The sequence below is a fragment of the 'Vigna radiata' phytoplasma genome, assembly GCF_030586915.1.
Lineage (GTDB): Bacteria > Bacillota_I > Bacilli_A > Acholeplasmatales > Acholeplasmataceae > Phytoplasma > Phytoplasma australasiaticum.
In genome coordinates, this window is sequence record NZ_JAOSIS010000005.1 from 1 (window position 1) to 19,249 (window position 19,249).

The following is a 19,249-nucleotide window of genomic DNA, read 5'->3' on the forward strand; positions in this document are numbered from 1 at the left end:
CCTTACAAGCAGAAGGTCGGGGGTTCGATCCCCTCATTCTCTACCAAAACCGGAAACTTAAGAAGTAAATTTTTAAGATTTTTAGGTAATTATAAGTTTTTAGGTAATTATAAGTGTTATTTAAGCCAAAATAGCTCAATTGGTAGAGCAACTGACTTGTAATCAGTAGGTTGCGGGTTCGATTCCTGCTTTTGGCACCAAAGAAATGTCCCGTTAGCTCAGTTGGTAGAGCACTTGACTTTTAATCAAGGTGTCAAAGGTTCGAATCCTTTACGGGACACCACTTTGTAATTGTTTAATTATTTGAAATTATAAAAATATATTTTTAAGGGCCTGAATGGTGGAATAGGTAGACACGTGGGACTTAAAATCCCATGACTTTACGTCGTGCCGGTTCAAGTCCGGCTTCAGGTACCATAAAAAAGGGGTTTTAGCTCAGTTGGTAGAGCGCCTGTTTTGCACACAGGAGGTCAGCGGTTCGAATCCGCTAAGCTCCACCAAAAATTTTATAAAAATGTATTGTAAATGATATTTTTAAAGGCGGTATAGCTCAGTTGGCTAGAGCACTCGGTTCATACCCGTGAGGTCATGGGTTCAAATCCCTTTACCGCTACCATTAAAGTTAATATTTAATGATACGTGTATGGACCTGTAGCTCAGCTGGTCAGAGCCACCGGCTCATAACCGGTTGGTCGTAGGTTCGAATCCTACCGGGTCCACCAGTTTATATATTACGGAGGAATACCCAAGTCCGGTTGAAGGGGCCAGTCTTGAAAACTGGAAGGTCTACAAAGACGCGGGGGTTCGAATCCCTCTTCCTCCGCCACAATTGATTAAAGATCGCGGGATAGAGCAGTTTGGTAGCTCGTCGGGCTCATAATCCGAAGGTCGTAGGTTCGAATCCTACTCCCGCAACCAAATAATACGGTCCGATGGTGTAGTGGTTAACATGCTTGCCTGTCACGCAGGAGATCGCGGGTGGACGAAAAAGATGCCTTATATTTAGTGATTTAACCAATCACCTACTGCATGATAATCAGTAGCAGTATATAGTCGGTTATTATAACGAAAGAAATAATAATTATAGTAGATTATAAAAACAAGGAACGGACGAAATAGTTTAGTCTAGAAAATCTTGTAAACTGAATAATGACTCATGGATAACCTCTGAAATGAGGCTAAGAGAATAAAATGGAGTGATATCTCAACTGATAGAAAACTATATATATCTATTATTTCAGGGAACTGTGAAAATCAATCCGTATTTCATAGTATTATCAATTAAAATCTGAAATCCTACCAAATCATCTATTTATGGAGAAGATATCAGTAATCATAAATTTAGTTTTGGTCATCTCACCTAAAAGTCAATAATGGTAAATATTAAGAGTAACTTTCATCCTCCTAAACCTCAATAATTGAATAAAATTAATTATTAAAACAAGGTATGCACTTTGGGGGCAAGGAGAAAGCAGAATCATAGTAGTCGTGAGAAATTTAAGAATCAAGTTGGAACACTTGATTAAACTGACTCACCAAGGAACCAAGGAAAGCTTGGTACAAGGCGAAAGAGGAAATTTTTGTGATGGTTTAGTCATTTTGTAAATCTTAAAATTATCTGATTCTAATGTTTTAGATAAGCTAAAAATAATGATTATTTATAAATATTAAAGAAATAAAGAGTTTTGATCTATCTAGATGGAGAAAAGCTCACGAAATATATAAATTTTTAGCTAAACCGAATTATCACTTAAATAATCGCCGGATGCTGGGAAACTAGCTTGTCCGGTGGTGTGTGGGGCTTATTATAATAGTTAGAAATAACGAAATGTAGTAATTCTATCACGATTCAATCCCCGTTCGGACCGCCAATTTTATCTTTTTAAAAGGCTCTGTAGCTCAGTCGGTAGAGCAGTGGCCTGAAGAGCCTCGTGTCGGCAGTTCGATTCTGCCCGGAGCCGCCATAATAATAATTTTATTGTTGGTTAGAAGAGAGTATAATAATAAATTTGAATTCAAAAATATTTTTTTTTAAAATTAAAAATAATAATAAATTTTTATTTTTTAAATTTGTATTATTGGTACTTTTAATATTATTGGTTGTTAATATTAATTTATTGTTTGTTAATGCTATGGATAAAGAATTAGATTCTTTAGAAACTATCGAATTAACAACGTTTTTGAATAAATCCGAAATTAAAAATTTTCCAAATTTAAAACCTTTTGCATCTGATAAGAATATAGATGAAACCGAAATATCCACATTAACTAAAAATGATAAATCGGAAGCTGAAATTTCTCTATTGTCTCATGATAAGTGTTTACCTAATCAGTATTTTTTACTTAGTTGTAAACATGATTTAGGTTCTTTTTTTTCTAAACGAATGAGATTGTTTTATGCTTTAAAAAATGTTAAAACTGTACCATGTGCTTCTTTTTTTGAGTGGTTTAATTTTAAACAAATTTTGTTTGGTGCTTTTGATGCCAATATATCTAAGATAAATTGTTTATTTAAGTGTTTAAATTTATCGGGTATTAAAGAAGAATTTATAGATGATAAATATGAAAAAGTTTCTTTAGTAGCTGTAGATTTTTATCGTTTATTAAAAAAAAATCCTAATTTAGGTTTTTTTTATTTTCCTTCTGAAGATTTAGATAAAATAATTTCTGCTAATATTTCTTTTTGTAATTGTCAAGTCAAAGGTTATTCAGTGGGCGCCAAAGAGGCCTAAATTTCGCGCTATTTAACCAATAGCCAGGGCAGATAAACCCTGAAGGGATATGGTTGGTCAATCAAACGAAAGAATGATGGATTATAGCAAACCATAAAAGCGGGTTGCGACGAAAGCAAATTAGTCAAGATGACACCGCCACCGAACAATCCTATGGAGAAGCCTGAGATGGCCTAAGAAGGAAATTGAGGTAATAACCTAACCTGTTCGGAAGTTGCTAAAGCGAACAGTCCAGAGTCTGCTAATATAAAACTGAAGTATTGAGTAGTTTATCAGATATGAAAACCTGGAATCAACCTCCTGATAAGAGGGTACTTCACCTAAAGGATTATGGTAGAAATTTAGCGTAACTTGGAGAATCCTAAAACTAAGTAATTAGATTTACTAATCCGGAAATAAAAGCCCGGATGGTCAAGGATAAAGAATCTTTATAGTAGTCGTAAGGGTAAACCTAAATTTGGAATAATTTAGTTAATCATCTTACCAAGAAGAGAGCTAATAACTCTCATAGGGCGAAAAAAGAAAGTAATTTACTAGTTATTCAATGGTATCGGGAAGGGAGTTGATAAATTATGTCAACAACTGTTTCACCAGAAACTAAACTTTTACGAACATTGAATAAGATTCAATATTGTTCATCAAATGGCTACTCTATAAAAAGAGAACTGCAGCAAGGGATGAATAACTTTTATAACACATTAATGGCGTTCAACAAGATTGCCACCAACAAAGGAGCTGGCACACCCGGAATCGACAATAAAACCATCGATGGAATCAATCTGGAAAGACTAGAAAGATACCACCGGGAATACGTCAATAACGGTTACCACTCAAAACCAGTTAAAAGAATCTTCATTCCTAAAGATGATAAAAAAACCGACCTTTGGGCATACCGACCATCAAGGATAGATTGATGCAAAAATGCCTGGAACAACTCTTAACTCCTTATTTTGAGAATATCTTTTCAGAATGGAGTTTTGGTTTCAGAACCAAAAAATCATGTCATGATGCTATCAAACGTGTCAAACAAAGATTTAAAGGAATAGATTATCTTGTCAAAATTGACTTAAAAGGCTACTTTGATACCATTAATCATGAGATTCTGATGAGAACCTTAAATCAGTTCATCAAAAAGCATAAAACGCTCGTAACCATTAACAAATGGCTGAAAGCCGGATTCATGAAGGATGGCATCAAGTACGAATCTTTATCGGGATCTCCTCAAGGAGGAGGAATAATTTCTCCTCTGTTGACAAATTTATACTTACATTACATCGACTTGAAAATGGAGAGACTGATTAAAGAAGGAAAACCAATTTGGAAAATGAACTCAGAATACAAGAAGGCATGGCGTAAAAACCAACACCATAAACTGGGGTCGGACAGTTTTATCAACCTAAATCTAGAACCAAGAGTTGAATATATCCGTTATGCTGATGATTTTATTATTGGCGTCAAGGGAGAATATGACCGAGCGGAAAGAATCAAAAACCAAGTAACACAATGGCTAAAGCAGGACCTTAACCTTACTGTTAGTAAGGACAAGTCCAAAATTGTTAAAGCCAATAAAGGAACTCGGTTTCTATCTTACATGATAAAAGTCAACCCCACCAATAAAACTCGGGAAAGGAAAACCACCAAGAATTCCTTAAATGGGCAAGTTCAAATCCAAATTCCCCAAGCGAAAGCCGAAGAATATGGATATGAATATAATTGGTTAAAAAAAGGAAAGGTGAAACACGACGAAACATTAGCAGATAGGGATGAATTAGAAATAATCCGGACCTATAAGACAATTGTTAGAGGAATTATCCAATACTTTTGTTTAGCTAACAATCTCGGGGTTTTAACCCACTTAAATTATCTAGCTGAATATAGCTGTTTGAAGACACTAGCAAGGAAACGAAAAACGTCAATTGCTAGAGTTCGAAAGGAACTTAATACAGGAACAACCTGGAGTATTCCCTATCATAACAAAGGGAAAACCCAAGTTTAACCATGGGTTGCTTATTCTTGGGATAGGATTAAAAGAATGCGTAATTACAAGGGGAATCCGGACATTGCCATCAATAGATTTATATTCCAGAGTCGTACGAATCTGACTGACCGCCTAAAAGCGGGACGTTGTGAGCATTGCAATAAAACAACTCAACTACAAATTCATCACATTGGTACGGTCCGCAATGCGCACCACCAAAGTATCATGAATAAAAGAACCAAGGTATTGTGTAAAGATTGTCACCGAAAGGTAACCAATCAACAAATACACGATATCAGAAACAAGAACAATAGGAATAAATAGCTAATTAACCGTGAGGAGAAATTAGTCCTCGAAAGAGAGTAAATTATGGAAAGCCGGATGCTTGGAAACTTGCTTGTCCGGTTTGGACGGGGGCTGATTGTAAATAAAACAGCAAAGATAAATCGCTGAATAAAACGCAATTAATCTATCCGTATTTTAGAGCTGATTCATGAAATCATTAATCTAAGGGATGAAAAATTTGATGCAGATGATTTTCAAAAACATTTATTAAATTACATAAGACATTTATTAGAAATTTCTAAATCTAAGGATTCTGAAGAATCGATTAAAATATCTGTTAATAATTTATTAGAACAAATTAATAACTTAAAAGATATTGATGAATTAGATCGTAATTTATTGTTTAATTTATTATTAAGTTTTAGTAGTATATTTATTCCAAACAATTTTGAAGTTAATTATTCAATTAATACCAAAAAAGTGAAACCTTTATACGAAATGAATCTTAATATTGAATGCAATCCTGAACATAAAACTTTAGGTTTTTTGTTAAAATTAGAACATGATCAAAAATTGAATGAATTTTATTTAACTTTTAATGAAATTTTTCAAAATGAAAATAATATTGAACAATTTAAATTTATTGATAAATTATTAATTTTACGTACAAATTATGATACGAAAAATTGTTATAATTCTTTTTTTCATCATCTAGATATCAGTGTTTTATATAAAAAAACTTTTGAAATACAAAAAAAAGCTTTTTTTAATGCTCGTTTGACTTAAATTAAGTTAATTAATATATTTATAACGGATGTTTTTATATTGTTTTTGTATTTTAAAATATAAAAAGATACACAAAAATAATAATCAAACTATGTCCTTAATTAAAATTAAAAAATGGTAGGTAATTTAATGAATAATAATTTAAAAGCAATTAGTTCTGAGAGATTATCAGGTCATAATTTTTTAGTTTTTATAGAAATCATTCGTGGTAGTAAAAAAAAATATGAATTAGACGAAGAAACTGGTTGTTTGATTTTAGATCGTTATTTGAACACTGCTTTTTGTTATCCGGCTAACTATGGTTTTATTCCTTTAACTTTGTGTGATGATAATGATCCTTTAGATGTATTTGTTTTAACTCAAGAAATTTTAGATCCCATGGTCTTAGTTGAATGTCGTCCTATAGGGGTTATTCGTATGTTAGATAATGGTCAACAAGATGATAAAATTATCGCTATTCCAGTAAAAGATTTGATGTTGCGACAATATATTAATTTATCAGATATACCTAAATCTTGGTTATTAGAAATAGAACATTTTTTATTGCATTATAAAGATTTAGAAAATAAGGTGATTCAAATTCAACAAATACAAGATTTTCAAGAAGCGGTATCTGTTGTTGAGAAAGCTTTGTCAAAATATAAATTAATTTCAGTCTAATTTAAATAGATGCAATTATTTTTAGGTCCGTTATGAAGCAAAAAGTTATTTTTAATAAAAAAGCTAATTATGATTATTTTTTGGATAAAAAGTATTCAGCTGGTATTCAACTTTTAGGTAATGAGGTTAAGTCTATTCGTTTAGGTCAAGTTCATTTAGATAATTCTTATGTTTGTATTGATAATAATGAATTATTTGTAATTAATATGAAAATTACTAAATATTCCTGTAGTAACGATTTTGATTATATTGATAATAGAAAAAAGAAACTTTTACTTAAAAAAAAAGAAATTTTACAAATAAAAAATAAAATAAAAACTCATAATTTAGCTATTATTCCTATTAAAATATTTAATCAACGTAATTTGTTTAAATTAGAAATCGCTTTAGCACGCGGTAAAAAGAAATATGATAAACGTCAAGATTTAAAAAATAAAGATGAATTGATGTATACTAAAAAAATTTTAAAAGAATTTTTTTAATATTTAATTTCATGAAATTTAAAAATTAATTATAAAAAAAAATAAAAAAAATTCAAAATAATTTTTTTGAATTTTTTTATTTTCTTTTTAGCAGATTAATTAATAATTAAATTATATTATTTTAATTGTACAAATTCTTTATTTGATTGAACTTGTGTTTTTTTATTAATTTTAAGTGTCAATAATCCGTTTTCTAATTTACCTTCAATATCTTTAACACTAGTTAAATGTATAAAGTTGTAATTAAAAGTACGTTCTATTTTGCCGTAAAATCTTTCTTGATATAATAATTCACAATCAGAACAATTTTCGGTTGAACAGCAAAAATCTTTAGACGGATTATTTTCTTTAACAGAATCATGTTTATTTATGGATTGTTTATTATTTGTTTGTTCGCAACGATTGTCCGCTTCAATAGTTAAACGTCCTTCGTTAACAGAAATTTTAACTTGTTCTTTGGTAAAACCTGGTAAATCCATGATAAGTAAATAATAATTGTGGCAATCCCATAAATCAGCTTTAGGTAATCTTTTATCTAAATCTAAAATTGTTGGAATAGATAATAAATCCTTAATTAATGACATACTATCTTTTATAATCTCCTTATCTATTAAAATAAATATTATTTCTTGACATTGTTAATATTTAATCAATTAAATTTAAGTAATTAAATTTATTATTTTAATAAATTTTCCAATTTCATTCTAACAAATTTTTTTATTTAATTCAATAATATTTAATGATGTTATAATAGGATATGTATACGTTTAAATATGTTTTTGTTAAATTTAAATTTATATTTTCTTTGGCATATTGTTTTCGTTAAGAAATAATCTTTTATAACAAAATATTCATGATATAAATATGTTAATAATCATTAATAAATGTTAAATAGGATAGTTTTCGATAAAATTTAATAATTTTACATACATATTGCAACACAAAATTACTGCTATTAATATATAATGTAGCATGAGCGTTTTTTCAAATTTGAAAAAAATTTAGTAATTTAAGTAATTATAAAAATATTTAATTTAAAAAGGAATTTATGTAAATGGCAAATATTAAACAACAAAAAAAACGTATCATTACTAACAATAAACGTAGATTACGTAATAGTGATTTTAAATCATCAACTAAAACTTATTTTAAGAAATTAAAAAATGCTAAAGATTTTAAAGAAGCTTCTTTATATTATAGTGTGGTTTGTAAAAAATTAGATAAAGGTTTGTCGAAAGGTATTTATGTAGGAAATTACGTTAATAGAAAGAAAAGAAATGCTGCTATTACTTTGAATAATATTAATGTACGTTAACTTATATTTTTATTTTCGGAAGATATTAAATTATTATTAAAAAATTTGTTTATTAAAAAAGTAATTATTATAAAGAGGTTTTTATAGGTTGTGTTAGATATCAAATTTATACTTAAAAATATAGAACTAGTTAAGAATAAACTGAAAAATCGATTTGTTAATGAAGATTTATTGGATGAATTAATTTTTTTATACCAATCTAAAAATAAAATTTTGCAAAAAATTGAGCGTATAAAATATTTTAAAAATCAGTTTTCTCGCCAAAAAATCGACAAATTATCAATTCAGTCTAATTCAAAAAGTATTATAAATGATGATATCAATCATGATGAAAATTTAAAAAAATTACAAATTAATTTAAAAAAAATTGAAGAACAAATGACAAATATTTTATATTTTTTACCTAATATTCATCACGAAAGTGTTCCTATTGGTTATAATGAATCTGATAATATAGAAGTATATCGTTCTGTTGTCGAACCTCGTAAATATGATTTTGTTATAAAAGATCATCTTCAGTTAGGAGTTGATTTAGATATTTTAGATTTTCAGAAAGCTTCTAAAATTGTCGGAAGTAAGTTTGTTGTTTTGAAAGGATTAGGGGCCCGTTTAGAAAGATCATTGATTAATTTTATGATAGATACTCATGTATCTAACAAATATTCAGAAGTGATACCGCCTTTTATAGTGAACCAACAATCTATGTTTGCTACTGGTCAATTACCTAAGTTTTCTCAAGATGTTTTTAAGTTAAATTTAGATAAATATAATTGGTATTTAAATCCAACAGCTGAAGTACCTACTATTAATTTACATCGTCAAGAAATTTTGGATATTAAAAGTTTACCTATTAAATATGTTAGTTATACGACTTGTTTTCGAGAAGAAGCTGGATCTTCTGGTAAAAATACTAAAGGAATTTGGAGACAGAAGCAATTTAATAAGGTAGAATTGATTCAATTTGTAGAACCAAAAACATCTTATATCGTTTTAGAACAAATGTTAAAAGATGCTGCTGTTATTTTAGATAAATTAAAATTACCTTATCGGATTATGTTGTTATCAACCGGTGATTTAGGCTTTAGTATGAGTAAAACTTATGATATTGAAGTGTGGTTACCGAGTCAACAAAAATATTGTGAAATAGCTTCTATTAGTAATGCAGAAGATTTTCAAGCTCGCAGAGCTAATATTAAATTTAAAGCTCATTTACAAGATCAAGGAAAATTAGTTCATACTTTAAATGGATCAGCTTTAGCTGTAGGTAGAACTATGGCAGCTATTTTAGAAAATTATCAAAATAAAGATGGTAGTGTTAGTGTACCTAAAATTTTACAGGAATATTTGGGAACAGATATAATTAAAATGAATTATTATTAAAAAATATTCTTGAGATATAATATAAAAATGTTATAAAAAAAGGAATAATGAATTATGATAGATTTTTTCAAGAAACATTTTCAACATTTTACTATATGGCATATTGTAGGTTTTATAACGTTTTTCGGAATAATGTTGTCTATGAATAACATATTTGACCAAGTTATCAAAAAACCTAATCCTGTTATGGAATTGTTAAATATTTTAGAAAATCCAAAAAATAATATTAAGATTAAAAAAATTAAACCAAAAATAGTTCGTAGCATACCGACTTTATATGATTTAGTAGTTACAACGTCAGAAAATACTGATAGTATTTTTTTTGAACAAGAACACAGGATTATATATCATTCGGTATCTGAAAAAATTTATAACCAAATTATTGATATTATTCTAGCAAAATCTAAAAATGATTCATCTTATCAAACAATTCTAGATAATCCTTATACAGAGGCTCCTTATTTAGGTTTTGGCCCTTTAGTAGATGCTATTGGCTTTATTATACCATTGATTAGTTGTTATGTATTATATTCTTTGTTTAAATCTACTACTTCTAAATTTTTTGAACAAATGGGCGAAAAATATACTGGACAAAAAGAACAAATAGATTTTAAAAGTGATATTACTTTTAAAAATATAGCTGGTTTTTCTGAAGAAAAAATTGAAATGCAAGAAATTATTGATTTTCTAAAATATCCACAAAAATATAAAGATATAGGCGCTCGTATTCCTAAAGGAGTTTTGTTATCAGGACCTCCTGGTACCGGAAAAACTTTATTAGCTAAAGCTGTAGCAGGAGAGGCAGGGGTAGCTTTTTTTGCAACTTCTGGATCCGAATTTGTAGAAAAATATGTAGGAGTGGGAGCTTCTCGTATACGTAATTTATTTCAAAAAGCCGCTCAATATTCTCCTTGTATTATTTTTATCGATGAAGTAGAAGGTTTAGCTCATAAAAGAGGTGCTATAAGTCATAATTCAGAACACGATAATACTTTAAATCAATTATTAGTGGAATTAGATGGTTTTGGTTCTAATACAGAAATTATCGTTATAGCTGCTACCAATCAACCGGAAATGTTGGATTCGGCCCTTTTAAGACCAGGTAGATTTGATCGTCGTTTTACTATTAATTTACCTAGTGCGAGAGATCGTAAAGCCATTTTAGAATTACATGCTAAAAACAAACATTTTAGTCCAAATGTTAATTTAAGTGAAATCGCCGAACAAACTATTGGATTTAGCGGAGCCCAATTAGAAGGGGTTTTAAACGAATCCGCTTTATTAGCAGCACGTCGTCGTAGTTTATATATAGAACCTCAGGACGTTAATGAAGCAATTGATCGCATATTGATTGGTTCTACAGTTAAAAAAGATTTTTTATCTAAAAAAGAAAAAAAATTAGTTGCATATCATGAAGCAGGGCATGGCGTTTTAGCTGTTGTTTTAGATGACATCGAAAAAGTTCGCAAAATTACTATTATTCCTAGAGGTTCAGTAGGCGGATATAATCTTATATCCCCTGATAGTGAAAATTCTAACTTAAAATCAAGAAAAAAATTGATTATTGATATTGCTATTTCTTTAGGCGGTAGAGCTGCAGAAGAGATTTTTTTAGATGATATTTCTAACGGAGCATATGCAGATTTCAATCATGCTAGTGATATTGCGAGAAAAATGGTAATTGAATATGGTATGAGTAATGTAGGTTTAGTTCAATTTAATCAAGTAGAACGAAATTTTTCGGATTCTAAAGCTTCAGAGATAGATTTAGAAGTTAAAAATATTATTGCAGAATGTTATCAATTAGCTAAAAAATCACTTTTAGATAATAAAATTTTTGTTCATAATTTAGTTGATTATTTATTAAAAGTAGAAACTTTAGTAACTAAAGATGTCAAAGAGATATATTTAACAGGTAAATTAAGTTGGTTTGATCAAGAGAAAAACTCAAATTTAGATTTTCCGGATGATAAAGATGTTAAGCTTATAGAAGAACAAAATGATATATCAAATGTTTCTGATATTATTAAAAACAATGAACCATCTGATAACATTTCTGATCCAAAAAAATCTGAAAAAAAAGATTTATCAGAAAAAAATAATAATTCATAATGATTTATCTTAATATATTAAGATATTCGTTATGCGCATAAATAAAGAAATTAAAGAAATTTTATTTTTTGGATTTAGGTTTTATGATACAAAAGTTTATCGTTACGAAAAATTTTAATGGTTATCGTTTAGATTATTTTGTTACTAGTCAAATTGGTTTTACTAAAAGTCAAGTTCAGAAGTTAATTGCTAATCAAAAGGTTTTAGTAAATAATAATTTAGCCAAAAAAAGTGCTATTTTAAAACATCAAGATGTGATAATGTTAAATTTAACAGAATTAATTAAAAAAAATAATTGTTTATATCCTGTTAATTTAAATTTAGAAATCGTTTATGAAGATGATTATTTAGCTGTAATTAATAAACCTGCTAATTTAATAGTACATCCTTCCGCTAGTTTTCAAGGCATTACTTTAGTTAATGGTTTATTATATCAACTTAAAGATTTTAATAAAATGCCTTGGAATGAACGTATGGGTATTATTCATCGTTTAGATAAGGACACTACAGGTTTAATTTTAGTCGGTAAAACAATAGAAGTAGTTGATAAAATGCAAAAAATGTTACAAAGTAGAAATGTTAAACGAATATATTACGCCTTAATTGAAGGTTTTTTAAACAAGTCGGGTACTATTAATTTACCTATCAAAAGAGATTATCTTAACCCTTTGAAAATGTCTGTAACATCTCAAGGTAAAACAGCTATAACACATTTTACTACTTTAAAAAAATTTAATAATTATTCTCTTGTGGAACTCCAATTAGAAACGGGACGTACTCATCAAATTCGTGTACATTTAAGTTATTTAAAACATCCTATTATAGGAGATCCTTTGTATAATAAAAAAAAATATCTAGTTTCTTCTCAACTTTTGCATGCTAAAAAATTATATTTTATGCATCCTTGGATAGGGAAAGAATTACAATTTGATATTCCTTTGCCTAATGATTTTTCTGAATTTATAAAGTTTTTATAATAATTTTCTTTAAGATTTAATTATATTTAAAATATCCTAATAGTCGATATTTTAAGTATAATTTTATTTTTTTCAAAATATGTTAATTCAATTTTAAATTTACAATTATTTTTTCGAAATATTAGGAGAATTTTTTTTATGTATTTGCAAAAATTGCAAACGCAAATTACTAATCTTTTAAATGTAAAATTTAATATTAAATCTATAGTTAAATATTATGATAAAGATTTATTATGGGATTTTTATTTACCTTTATTTGTCTATCGCGATCAATGGAATAATAATTTATCAAAGGTATTTCAGGATTTTAAAAAAATTTTATTAACTTTACCAGAAATATCTGAAGTTAATTTAGATAAAGGTTTTTTAAATATTAAATTGCAAAGAGGTTTAATTAGTCAGAAAATTTTAAGTTCCATTTATGTATTATCTTTCGATTACGCCCAAAAGGCTAGTAATAATCAGGTTGTTGTTTTGGATTATTCTTCTCCTAATATTGCGAAAAATTTTTCTATTGGTCATTTGCGTTCAACTATTATCGGTAATGCTTTAAAAAATATTTATCAAAAGTTAGGTTTTAATACTATTAGTATTAATCATTTAGGAGATTGGGGAACTCAATTTGGTCAAATGATTTTAGCTTATCAAAAATGGGGTAAAGAAAATTTAATTTTGAGTAATCCTATTGATGAATTACAAAAACTTTATATTTTGTTTCATCAACGAGCAAAACAAGATACTAATCTTCATTTAGAAGCTAAAAATATTTTTAAAAAATTAGAAGAAAAAGATGAAAATATATTTAAATTATGGCGTTTTTTTAGACGTATTTCTTTAAAAGAGTTTAAAAAAATTTATAAATTATTAGGTATTTCTTTTGACTTTTATATAGGAGAATCTTTTTATCATCAAAAAGCTTTACAATTAGTTCAAAAGTTATATAAACAAAAATTAATTATTATTGATAAAAAAGCTTATATTTTTCCTTTAAAAGATATTCCTTCGGCTTTACTACAAAAAGATAATGGTAGTACTCTTTATTTAACCAGGGATATAGCTTGTTTATTATATCGCGCTAAAAAATTTAATTTTCAGAAAATTCTATATGTAGTAGGCAATGAACAAAAATTGCATTATCAACAATTAATTGAAATTATTCAACAAATGGGATATCATTTCGATATTAGACACATTAATTTTGGTTTGATTTGTTTAAATAAAATTAAAATTTCGACTCGAAAACATCAAGATTATAAATTAATAGATATTATTCATCATGCCCAAAATAAGATTGAACAAATTATTAAAGAAAGAAATAAAAATTTATCTAAAATAAATATAAATAAAATAGCAGAAAAAATCGCTATTGGTGCAATTTTTTTTAATGATTTGAAAAATGATCGTCATTTAAATATTGATTTTAATTTAGAAAATATGATTCAATTTGAAGGCAATACAGGACCTTATTTGCAATATACCTTAGTACGTTTGAAGTCAATTATGACTAAGATACAGTTTAATATTAATTTAGATGAATTAAATTGGTCATTTTTAACTAATTATTTTCAAAAGGATTATTCTTTTATTATTGTTAAACTGTTAGATGATTTTCCTGTTATCCTGGAAAAGGTTATTAAAGATAATATGCCTAGTTTATTAGCTCGTTATTTATTTAAATTATCAAAATATACTAATTATTTTTATGAACAAGAAAAAATTTTAACTTCTGAATTGGAATTAAAAAAAGGGCTTATTTTATTAATTAAAAGTATTTGTATAGTTTTAGAAGAAGGATTAAAATTATTGGGAATTCCTATTGTAGTGCAGATGTGAAGTTATTATGATAATATAAGTTATGATCTAAAAAATAAGAATTAAATTTATGTAAATAAATGGTTGTTATAGTTGGTTTATATTTTTTATAGCATATTGGTATTTGGGCTAAAAAATTATTGTACATAAATTTATGTAAGTATATTAATTTTAAGTTATAAATATCTTTTTAGTTTAAAAAAATTTAATAAAAAAAATTATATTATTTTATTAAATTTGTTATTTTTTTGGAAATTTTGTAAATTAATAAGGGAAATTATAGAAATAATATGATTTGGATTTTAATTGCTATTTTATTAGGAAGTTTAAGTATATTTTTATTAGTATATTTTCGGTTTGTGCAAAATAAAAAAATTATTACTTTGATAATCAGTATTTTTATTTTAATAATGTTATGGACTTTTATAAAACATTATCACAAAAACAATAATGATTTAAATGAACAAAATAAAAATGTTTTAACTTTAGGTTTAACATCTCCAGTACAAGATGGTTTTGGTATATTTGGACAAGGCGCTAATACAGTTATTAATAGTCATATTCGGGATTTATTGCATGAATATTTGATAAAAGCATATCCTTCAAAAGAAAATGATTATTATACAAAAAATTATAAACCTCGCCTTCTGGTTTCTATGCCTTTAAAACAAACACAAGGTGAATTTACCGGATATTATAAATGTAATTTAATACCAGGCATTAAATTCCATAATGAACACCTATTAACTAATCAAGATATTGTCAATAATTTTCTTTATAATAAAGAAAAAGGTGGTGAACATTCCGGTTTTATTCAAGATATTAAAGTAGATAATAATGATATAAATTGTTTTTTTATTCTTTTTACTGATGATCAAGATCCTTTAAATTATCATCATTTAAGCAAAGTCCCTATTATTATGTTCGAAGGAGAAAATTCTAAAGTTCCTAATCGTCGAATTGGATTAGGTCCATTTAAATTAAAAGAATTTGATAATAACAATATTAAATTAGAACGTTTTAATAATTATTATAAAAAAAATGATTATATTGAAAGCAATATTCAACAAATAAAAGCTTGTTATATTTCTGATACTCAAACTATGAATATGCATCTTAAAAAAGGAGATATTGATATATCTTTTGTTCCTCTTGATAAAACTGCATCAAAAGATTTATCTCGTCATTCTGATTTGCAAATTATCAAACCAGAATCTCTTGTTATGACCTATTTATTTTTAAATTGTCAAAAATTATCTTTAGGAGAACGCCGAAGTATTGCGGAGGCATTAAATCCAGAAAAAAAACAACAATTTTTAAATGAATTAGGTGAAGATACGGAGCGTTATCAGGTTGTTAATAGCGTGTCAGATCCTCGTATGATAGGTTATTTAGAAAAACCTAATTTCGATAATTCTTGTAAAAGTCAAAAACCTGGTTATGGTAAAGAAATAATGTTTTTTAGTATTAACGCAACATCTCCTATATCTTATCGTTATGCTAGTCGTGTTACTGATTTTTTACAAAGAGAGGGTTTCAAAATTAAACATGAGGTTAGAGAATTAAATGAATTAGCTAATAAAGGTGAAAAAGGTGAATTTGATATTTTAATGATTTCGGAAAATTTCGAAGATATTACTCCTTATTATGTTTTAAATTATTTTTTCGGTCCTAAAGAAAAGGGAGGTTCTATGAGTTGGCATCAGTTATCAGATAATGGAGAAATTTTTCAATATTTAAATAATTTAAAATCAAATACTAGTGAACCTGGTTACGATCAAAAAGTTCGTGATTTTCATCAATTTTTATTTAACAAATGCGCTATTATCCCTTTTTATTGTCAAAAATATTCTGAAATAGCTATACGTAAAAATGTAGTTAATTTTAATATTAATATACTTGGAAATCCTGATATTACTAAATTACGTAAAATTTAAATTCACTAAATTTTTTAAATATAAATTTTTAATTTTTAATAAAATTATGTGGTAGGTTAAAGGGGAAAATTTAATTAAATGTTTTTGAACAAATATTTTGTCAAAAAATTACTTTATATCGGATTAATTTTTTTAATTGTTACTATATTAATTTTTGGTTCTATGAAATTTTTTTCCGATCCTGTTGTATCTTTATTAGGTTATAAAAGTACTTATCAACAAAGAGAACAATTAAGAATTCAATTAGGGTTAGATAAATCTTTTTTAGAACAATTTTTTAGATATTTTTATAATATCATTTTTAAATGGGATTTTGGTAAGTCATATGTATATCCTGAAATTTCAGCTTTAAGTTTATTTATAAGATCTTTTAAAATAACTTTTACAATTACTTGTTGTAGTTGTTTAATAGCTTCATTAATAGGAATTTTTTTAGGTTATTTATCGGCTAGAAATTACAAAAGTAAAATAGATTATATTTTGATTTTTACATCTATTTTATTTATTTCTATGCCTAGTTTTATCATTGGTTTTTTGTTACAGTATTTTTTGGCCTTTTATTTTAATTTATTGCCTATTTCAGGATTAGATCAAATTAAATCATGGATTTTGCCTATTGCTTCTTTAAGTTTGATAGCGGTTTTTTCAATTTTTCGTATTGCTCGTTCTACTTTAATATCAGTTTCGAATCAACCTTTTGTGATAGCTGCTAGGGCAAAAGGGTTATCTCAAGAAAGAATTTGGTTTAAACATATATTAAAAAATTCTTTAGTGCCTATTTTTACTCATGTTAGTTTAATTTTTAATTTTATGTTAAGTGGCGCTATTATTTTAGAAAGTATTTTTAATTTAAAGGGTTTAGGTTTATTAATGTTTGATTCTTTTAATCAAAGAGATCTTCCTGTTTTACAATGTTGTGTCATTATGTTATCTTTAGTTATTAGTTTAATTGGAATTTTAGTAGAATTATTATGTTATTTCATCGATCCAACTTTTACTAAAAAGTAATTTTTACCTTAAAAAAAAGGAGGTATTTTTTATTATTATTCGAAACAAAATATTTTATTTTTTGAATTTTTTATTTAAAAAAAATAAGATTTTATTAGTTGGTTTAGTATTATTATTTTTTTTATTAGGAATAACTTTTATTCTTCCTATGATTATTCCTCAAAAGGCTTCTATGTGGAATTATACATATAAATCTTTTTTGGAACCCGGATCAAGTCATTGGATAGGTACAGACTCTTTGGGTCATGATGTTTTTGCTTATTTGATTAGAGGAACTGTGACATCTTTATATATAGCAGTTATTTCTGTTTCTGTTAGCTTTATTATAGGTGTAGTTTTAGGAATTTTAGGCGGTTATTTTTCGGGATTTTGGGATATTATAACTAATTTTATTTGTGATTATTTAATTGTTTTTCCAGATTTTATTTTAGCATTTTTAATTATGTTTTTTTTAAAAACTGGGATTTATCAATTAATTATGGTTTTATCTATATGTTATTTACCGACATTTATTAAAAATATTAAAAACGCTACTATTAAAATAACTCGTCAAGATTTTGTTAAAAATGCTTTAGCTTTAGGAGCTAATCATAGTTATATTATTCGAAAACATATTTTTCCTCATTTATTACCAACTTTATTGATTAGAATAGCTTTAAGTTTAAGTAGTGTTATTTTAGTGGCGTCTTCTTTTGGTTTTATTGGGATTGGTTTAGATAATTCTATTCCTGAATGGGGACTTTTATTAAGTTTGAATAAAACTTATATCTATATATATCCGAGATTATTCTTTTTTCCGATGATGTTTATCATTTTTACTAATTTAGCTTTTAATTTTATAGCAGAAGGTATTAATGAATTTATTGAATAATTGATTTTTTTTTAATAAAATAATCTTTTTTCAAGGAAAGAGGTATGTATAATGGATATAAATAAATCCGAAATCTTATTTAAAATTGAAAATTTGAATAAATATTTTATGGTTAATAACAAAATATTCCGAGCTAATGATAATATTAATTTATCTATTTTCAAACAAGAAACTTTAAGTATTATTGGTGAATCAGGTTCGGGAAAATCTACTTTAGGTCAATTAATTTTACAATTGCAACGAAATAATCAAGGGAATGTTTGGTATTTTCCTGATGATGATTTAAATATTAATTTAAGTCTTTTAAAGCCTAATCAAATGAAAATTTGGCGTCCTGATTTACAAATTATTTTTCAAAATTCTTTTTCCGCTTTAAATCCTAAATTTAAAGTTCGTGATATTATTGGTGAAGGATTAATTATTCATAAAAGGGTTTTTGGTTATAAAGATCCTAGATATTATCAACAAATTATAGATATTATGAATAAATGTGGTTTGTCGTCTGAATTGATGGAACGTTATCCGGCTGAATTGAGCGGAGGCCAAAGGCAAAGAGTTAATATAGCTAAAACATTAATTTTAAAACCAAAATTTGTGGTTTGTGATGAAATTGTCTCCGCATTAGATGTAACTGTTCAAAAACAAATTTTAGATCTTTTAAATGATTTTAAAAAAAAATACAAAGTTACTTATTTATTTATCTCTCATGATTTAGGAGTAGCTCAATATATTAGTGACAGAATCGGAGTAATGTATAAAGGTCAATTGGTAGAATTAGCTCCAACAAAAGAAATTTTTCAAAAACCTATGCATTTCTATACAAAAGAGTTATTAAATGCGATTCCTCGTATTCCTTATTATGAAACTAAATGTTAAAAATATCTTTATAATCAGTTTATTTGATAAATAGTTTT

At 26.7% G+C, this 19,249-nt stretch carries 14 protein-coding genes, 9 tRNA genes and 1 pseudogene; 23 read left to right on the forward strand and 1 reads right to left on the reverse strand.

All coding sequences use genetic code 11. From position 1 onward, the window contains the following. Positions 1-124: 124 nt before the first annotated feature. The 14 genes and pseudogenes from OC710_RS00735 to smpB all read left to right on the forward strand — a co-directional run bounded on the left by OC710_RS00735 (position 125) and on the right by smpB (position 6,923). Positions 125-200: transfer RNA gene (locus OC710_RS00735), tRNA-Thr, on the forward strand. Positions 201-207: 7 nt separating this feature from the next. Further along, positions 208-283, forward strand: a tRNA-Lys gene (locus tag OC710_RS00740). 48 nt (positions 284-331) lie between these two features. Then, positions 332-417, forward strand: a tRNA-Leu gene (locus OC710_RS00745). A 7-nt stretch (positions 418-424) separates the two neighbouring features. Beyond that, positions 425-500, forward strand: a tRNA-Ala gene (locus OC710_RS00750). Between the two features lie 39 nt (positions 501-539). Further along, positions 540-616, forward strand: a tRNA-Met gene (locus tag OC710_RS00755). Between the two features lie 29 nt (positions 617-645). Next, positions 646-722 (forward strand) — tRNA-Ile (locus tag OC710_RS00760). 13 nt (positions 723-735) lie between these two features. Next, a tRNA-Ser gene (locus OC710_RS00765) sits at positions 736-826 on the forward strand. A gap of 15 nt (positions 827-841) precedes the next feature. Continuing rightward, positions 842-918: transfer RNA gene (locus OC710_RS00770), tRNA-Met, on the forward strand. Positions 919-1,888: 970 nt separating this feature from the next. After that, a tRNA-Phe gene (locus OC710_RS00775) sits at positions 1,889-1,964 on the forward strand. Between the two features lie 45 nt (positions 1,965-2,009). Next, positions 2,010-2,732, forward strand: a complete 723-nt coding sequence (locus OC710_RS00780; protein ID WP_004994929.1) for a hypothetical protein — start codon at positions 2,010-2,012, stop codon at positions 2,730-2,732. 572 nt (positions 2,733-3,304) lie between these two features. Beyond that, positions 3,305-5,034: pseudogene (locus OC710_RS00785) on the forward strand (reverse transcriptase domain-containing protein). A gap of 360 nt (positions 5,035-5,394) precedes the next feature. Continuing rightward, on the forward strand, positions 5,395-5,781 hold the full coding sequence (locus tag OC710_RS00790) for a hypothetical protein (RefSeq protein WP_004994927.1): 387 nt from the start codon (positions 5,395-5,397) through the stop codon (positions 5,779-5,781). Between the two features lie 129 nt (positions 5,782-5,910). Next, entirely contained in the window at positions 5,911-6,441 is a 531-nt protein-coding gene (locus tag OC710_RS00795; RefSeq protein ID WP_004994912.1) for an inorganic diphosphatase, read from the forward strand. Positions 6,442-6,473: 32 nt separating this feature from the next. Further along, positions 6,474-6,923, forward strand: coding sequence for an SsrA-binding protein SmpB (gene smpB, locus OC710_RS00800; RefSeq protein ID WP_004994910.1), 450 nt, complete (start codon positions 6,474-6,476; stop codon positions 6,921-6,923). Between the two features lie 116 nt (positions 6,924-7,039). On the opposite strand, the gene OC710_RS00805 is transcribed toward smpB, so the two are convergent. Beyond that, positions 7,040-7,507, reverse strand: a complete 468-nt coding sequence (locus OC710_RS00805) for an Hsp20/alpha crystallin family protein (protein WP_004994908.1) — start codon at positions 7,505-7,507, stop codon at positions 7,040-7,042. A gap of 470 nt (positions 7,508-7,977) precedes the next feature. Between OC710_RS00805 and rpsT the strand changes: the two genes are divergently transcribed. From rpsT to OC710_RS00850, 9 genes are all read left to right on the forward strand, one after another. Next, complete coding sequence (rpsT, locus tag OC710_RS00810; RefSeq protein ID WP_004994904.1) at positions 7,978-8,238, forward strand: 30S ribosomal protein S20; 261 nt, start codon at positions 7,978-7,980, stop codon at positions 8,236-8,238. 90 nt (positions 8,239-8,328) lie between these two features. Further along, positions 8,329-9,618: a serine--tRNA ligase gene (gene serS / locus OC710_RS00815; RefSeq protein WP_004994902.1), complete on the forward strand. Its 1,290-nt coding sequence runs from the start codon at positions 8,329-8,331 to the stop codon at positions 9,616-9,618. 141 nt (positions 9,619-9,759) lie between these two features. Continuing rightward, complete coding sequence (locus tag OC710_RS00820) at positions 9,760-11,730, forward strand: ATP-dependent metallopeptidase FtsH/Yme1/Tma family protein (protein WP_158637924.1); 1,971 nt, start codon at positions 9,760-9,762, stop codon at positions 11,728-11,730. A gap of 83 nt (positions 11,731-11,813) precedes the next feature. Then, positions 11,814-12,707 carry an RluA family pseudouridine synthase gene (locus OC710_RS00825; RefSeq protein ID WP_004994896.1) on the forward strand — a complete coding sequence of 298 codons (894 nt, stop codon included), beginning with the start codon at positions 11,814-11,816 and terminating at the stop codon, positions 12,705-12,707. Between the two features lie 138 nt (positions 12,708-12,845). Next, positions 12,846-14,540, forward strand: coding sequence for an arginine--tRNA ligase (argS, locus tag OC710_RS00830; protein WP_004994894.1), 1,695 nt, complete (start codon positions 12,846-12,848; stop codon positions 14,538-14,540). A gap of 269 nt (positions 14,541-14,809) precedes the next feature. Further along, the gene (locus OC710_RS00835) at positions 14,810-16,456 is read left to right on the forward strand and encodes an ABC transporter substrate-binding protein (protein ID WP_004994893.1); all 1,647 of its coding nucleotides are present in this window, start codon (positions 14,810-14,812) and stop codon (positions 16,454-16,456) included. 78 nt (positions 16,457-16,534) lie between these two features. Beyond that, positions 16,535-17,464: an ABC transporter permease gene (locus OC710_RS00840; RefSeq protein WP_004994891.1), complete on the forward strand. Its 930-nt coding sequence runs from the start codon at positions 16,535-16,537 to the stop codon at positions 17,462-17,464. Between the two features lie 61 nt (positions 17,465-17,525). Beyond that, positions 17,526-18,335 (forward strand): ABC transporter permease, encoded by an 810-nt coding sequence (locus OC710_RS00845; RefSeq protein ID WP_004994886.1) that lies wholly within the window; start codon positions 17,526-17,528, stop codon positions 18,333-18,335. A 51-nt stretch (positions 18,336-18,386) separates the two neighbouring features. After that, complete coding sequence (locus tag OC710_RS00850; protein ID WP_004994885.1) at positions 18,387-19,211, forward strand: ATP-binding cassette domain-containing protein; 825 nt, start codon at positions 18,387-18,389, stop codon at positions 19,209-19,211. Positions 19,212-19,249 lie beyond the last annotated feature (38 nt).

What these genes read in the sequence shown, in the direction of transcription:
- OC710_RS00795 (WP_004994912.1), top strand. Translation starts at nt 5,911, where the DNA reads ATGAATAATAATTTAAAAGCAATTAGTTCTGAGAGATTATCAGGTCAT.
- smpB (WP_004994910.1), top strand. Translation starts at nt 6,474, where the DNA reads ATGAAGCAAAAAGTTATTTTTAATAAAAAAGCTAATTATGATTATTTT.
- OC710_RS00805 (WP_004994908.1), bottom strand. Translation starts at nt 7,507, where the DNA reads ATGTCATTAATTAAGGATTTATTATCTATTCCAACAATTTTAGATTTA.
- rpsT (WP_004994904.1), top strand. Translation starts at nt 7,978, where the DNA reads ATGGCAAATATTAAACAACAAAAAAAACGTATCATTACTAACAATAAA.
- OC710_RS00820 (WP_158637924.1), top strand. Translation starts at nt 9,760, where the DNA reads ATGAATAACATATTTGACCAAGTTATCAAAAAACCTAATCCTGTTATG.
- OC710_RS00825 (WP_004994896.1), top strand. Translation starts at nt 11,814, where the DNA reads ATGATACAAAAGTTTATCGTTACGAAAAATTTTAATGGTTATCGTTTA.
- argS (WP_004994894.1), top strand. Translation starts at nt 12,846, where the DNA reads ATGTATTTGCAAAAATTGCAAACGCAAATTACTAATCTTTTAAATGTA.
- OC710_RS00835 (WP_004994893.1), top strand. Translation starts at nt 14,810, where the DNA reads ATGATTTGGATTTTAATTGCTATTTTATTAGGAAGTTTAAGTATATTT.
- OC710_RS00840 (WP_004994891.1), top strand. Translation starts at nt 16,535, where the DNA reads ATGTTTTTGAACAAATATTTTGTCAAAAAATTACTTTATATCGGATTA.
- OC710_RS00850 (WP_004994885.1), top strand. Translation starts at nt 18,387, where the DNA reads ATGGATATAAATAAATCCGAAATCTTATTTAAAATTGAAAATTTGAAT.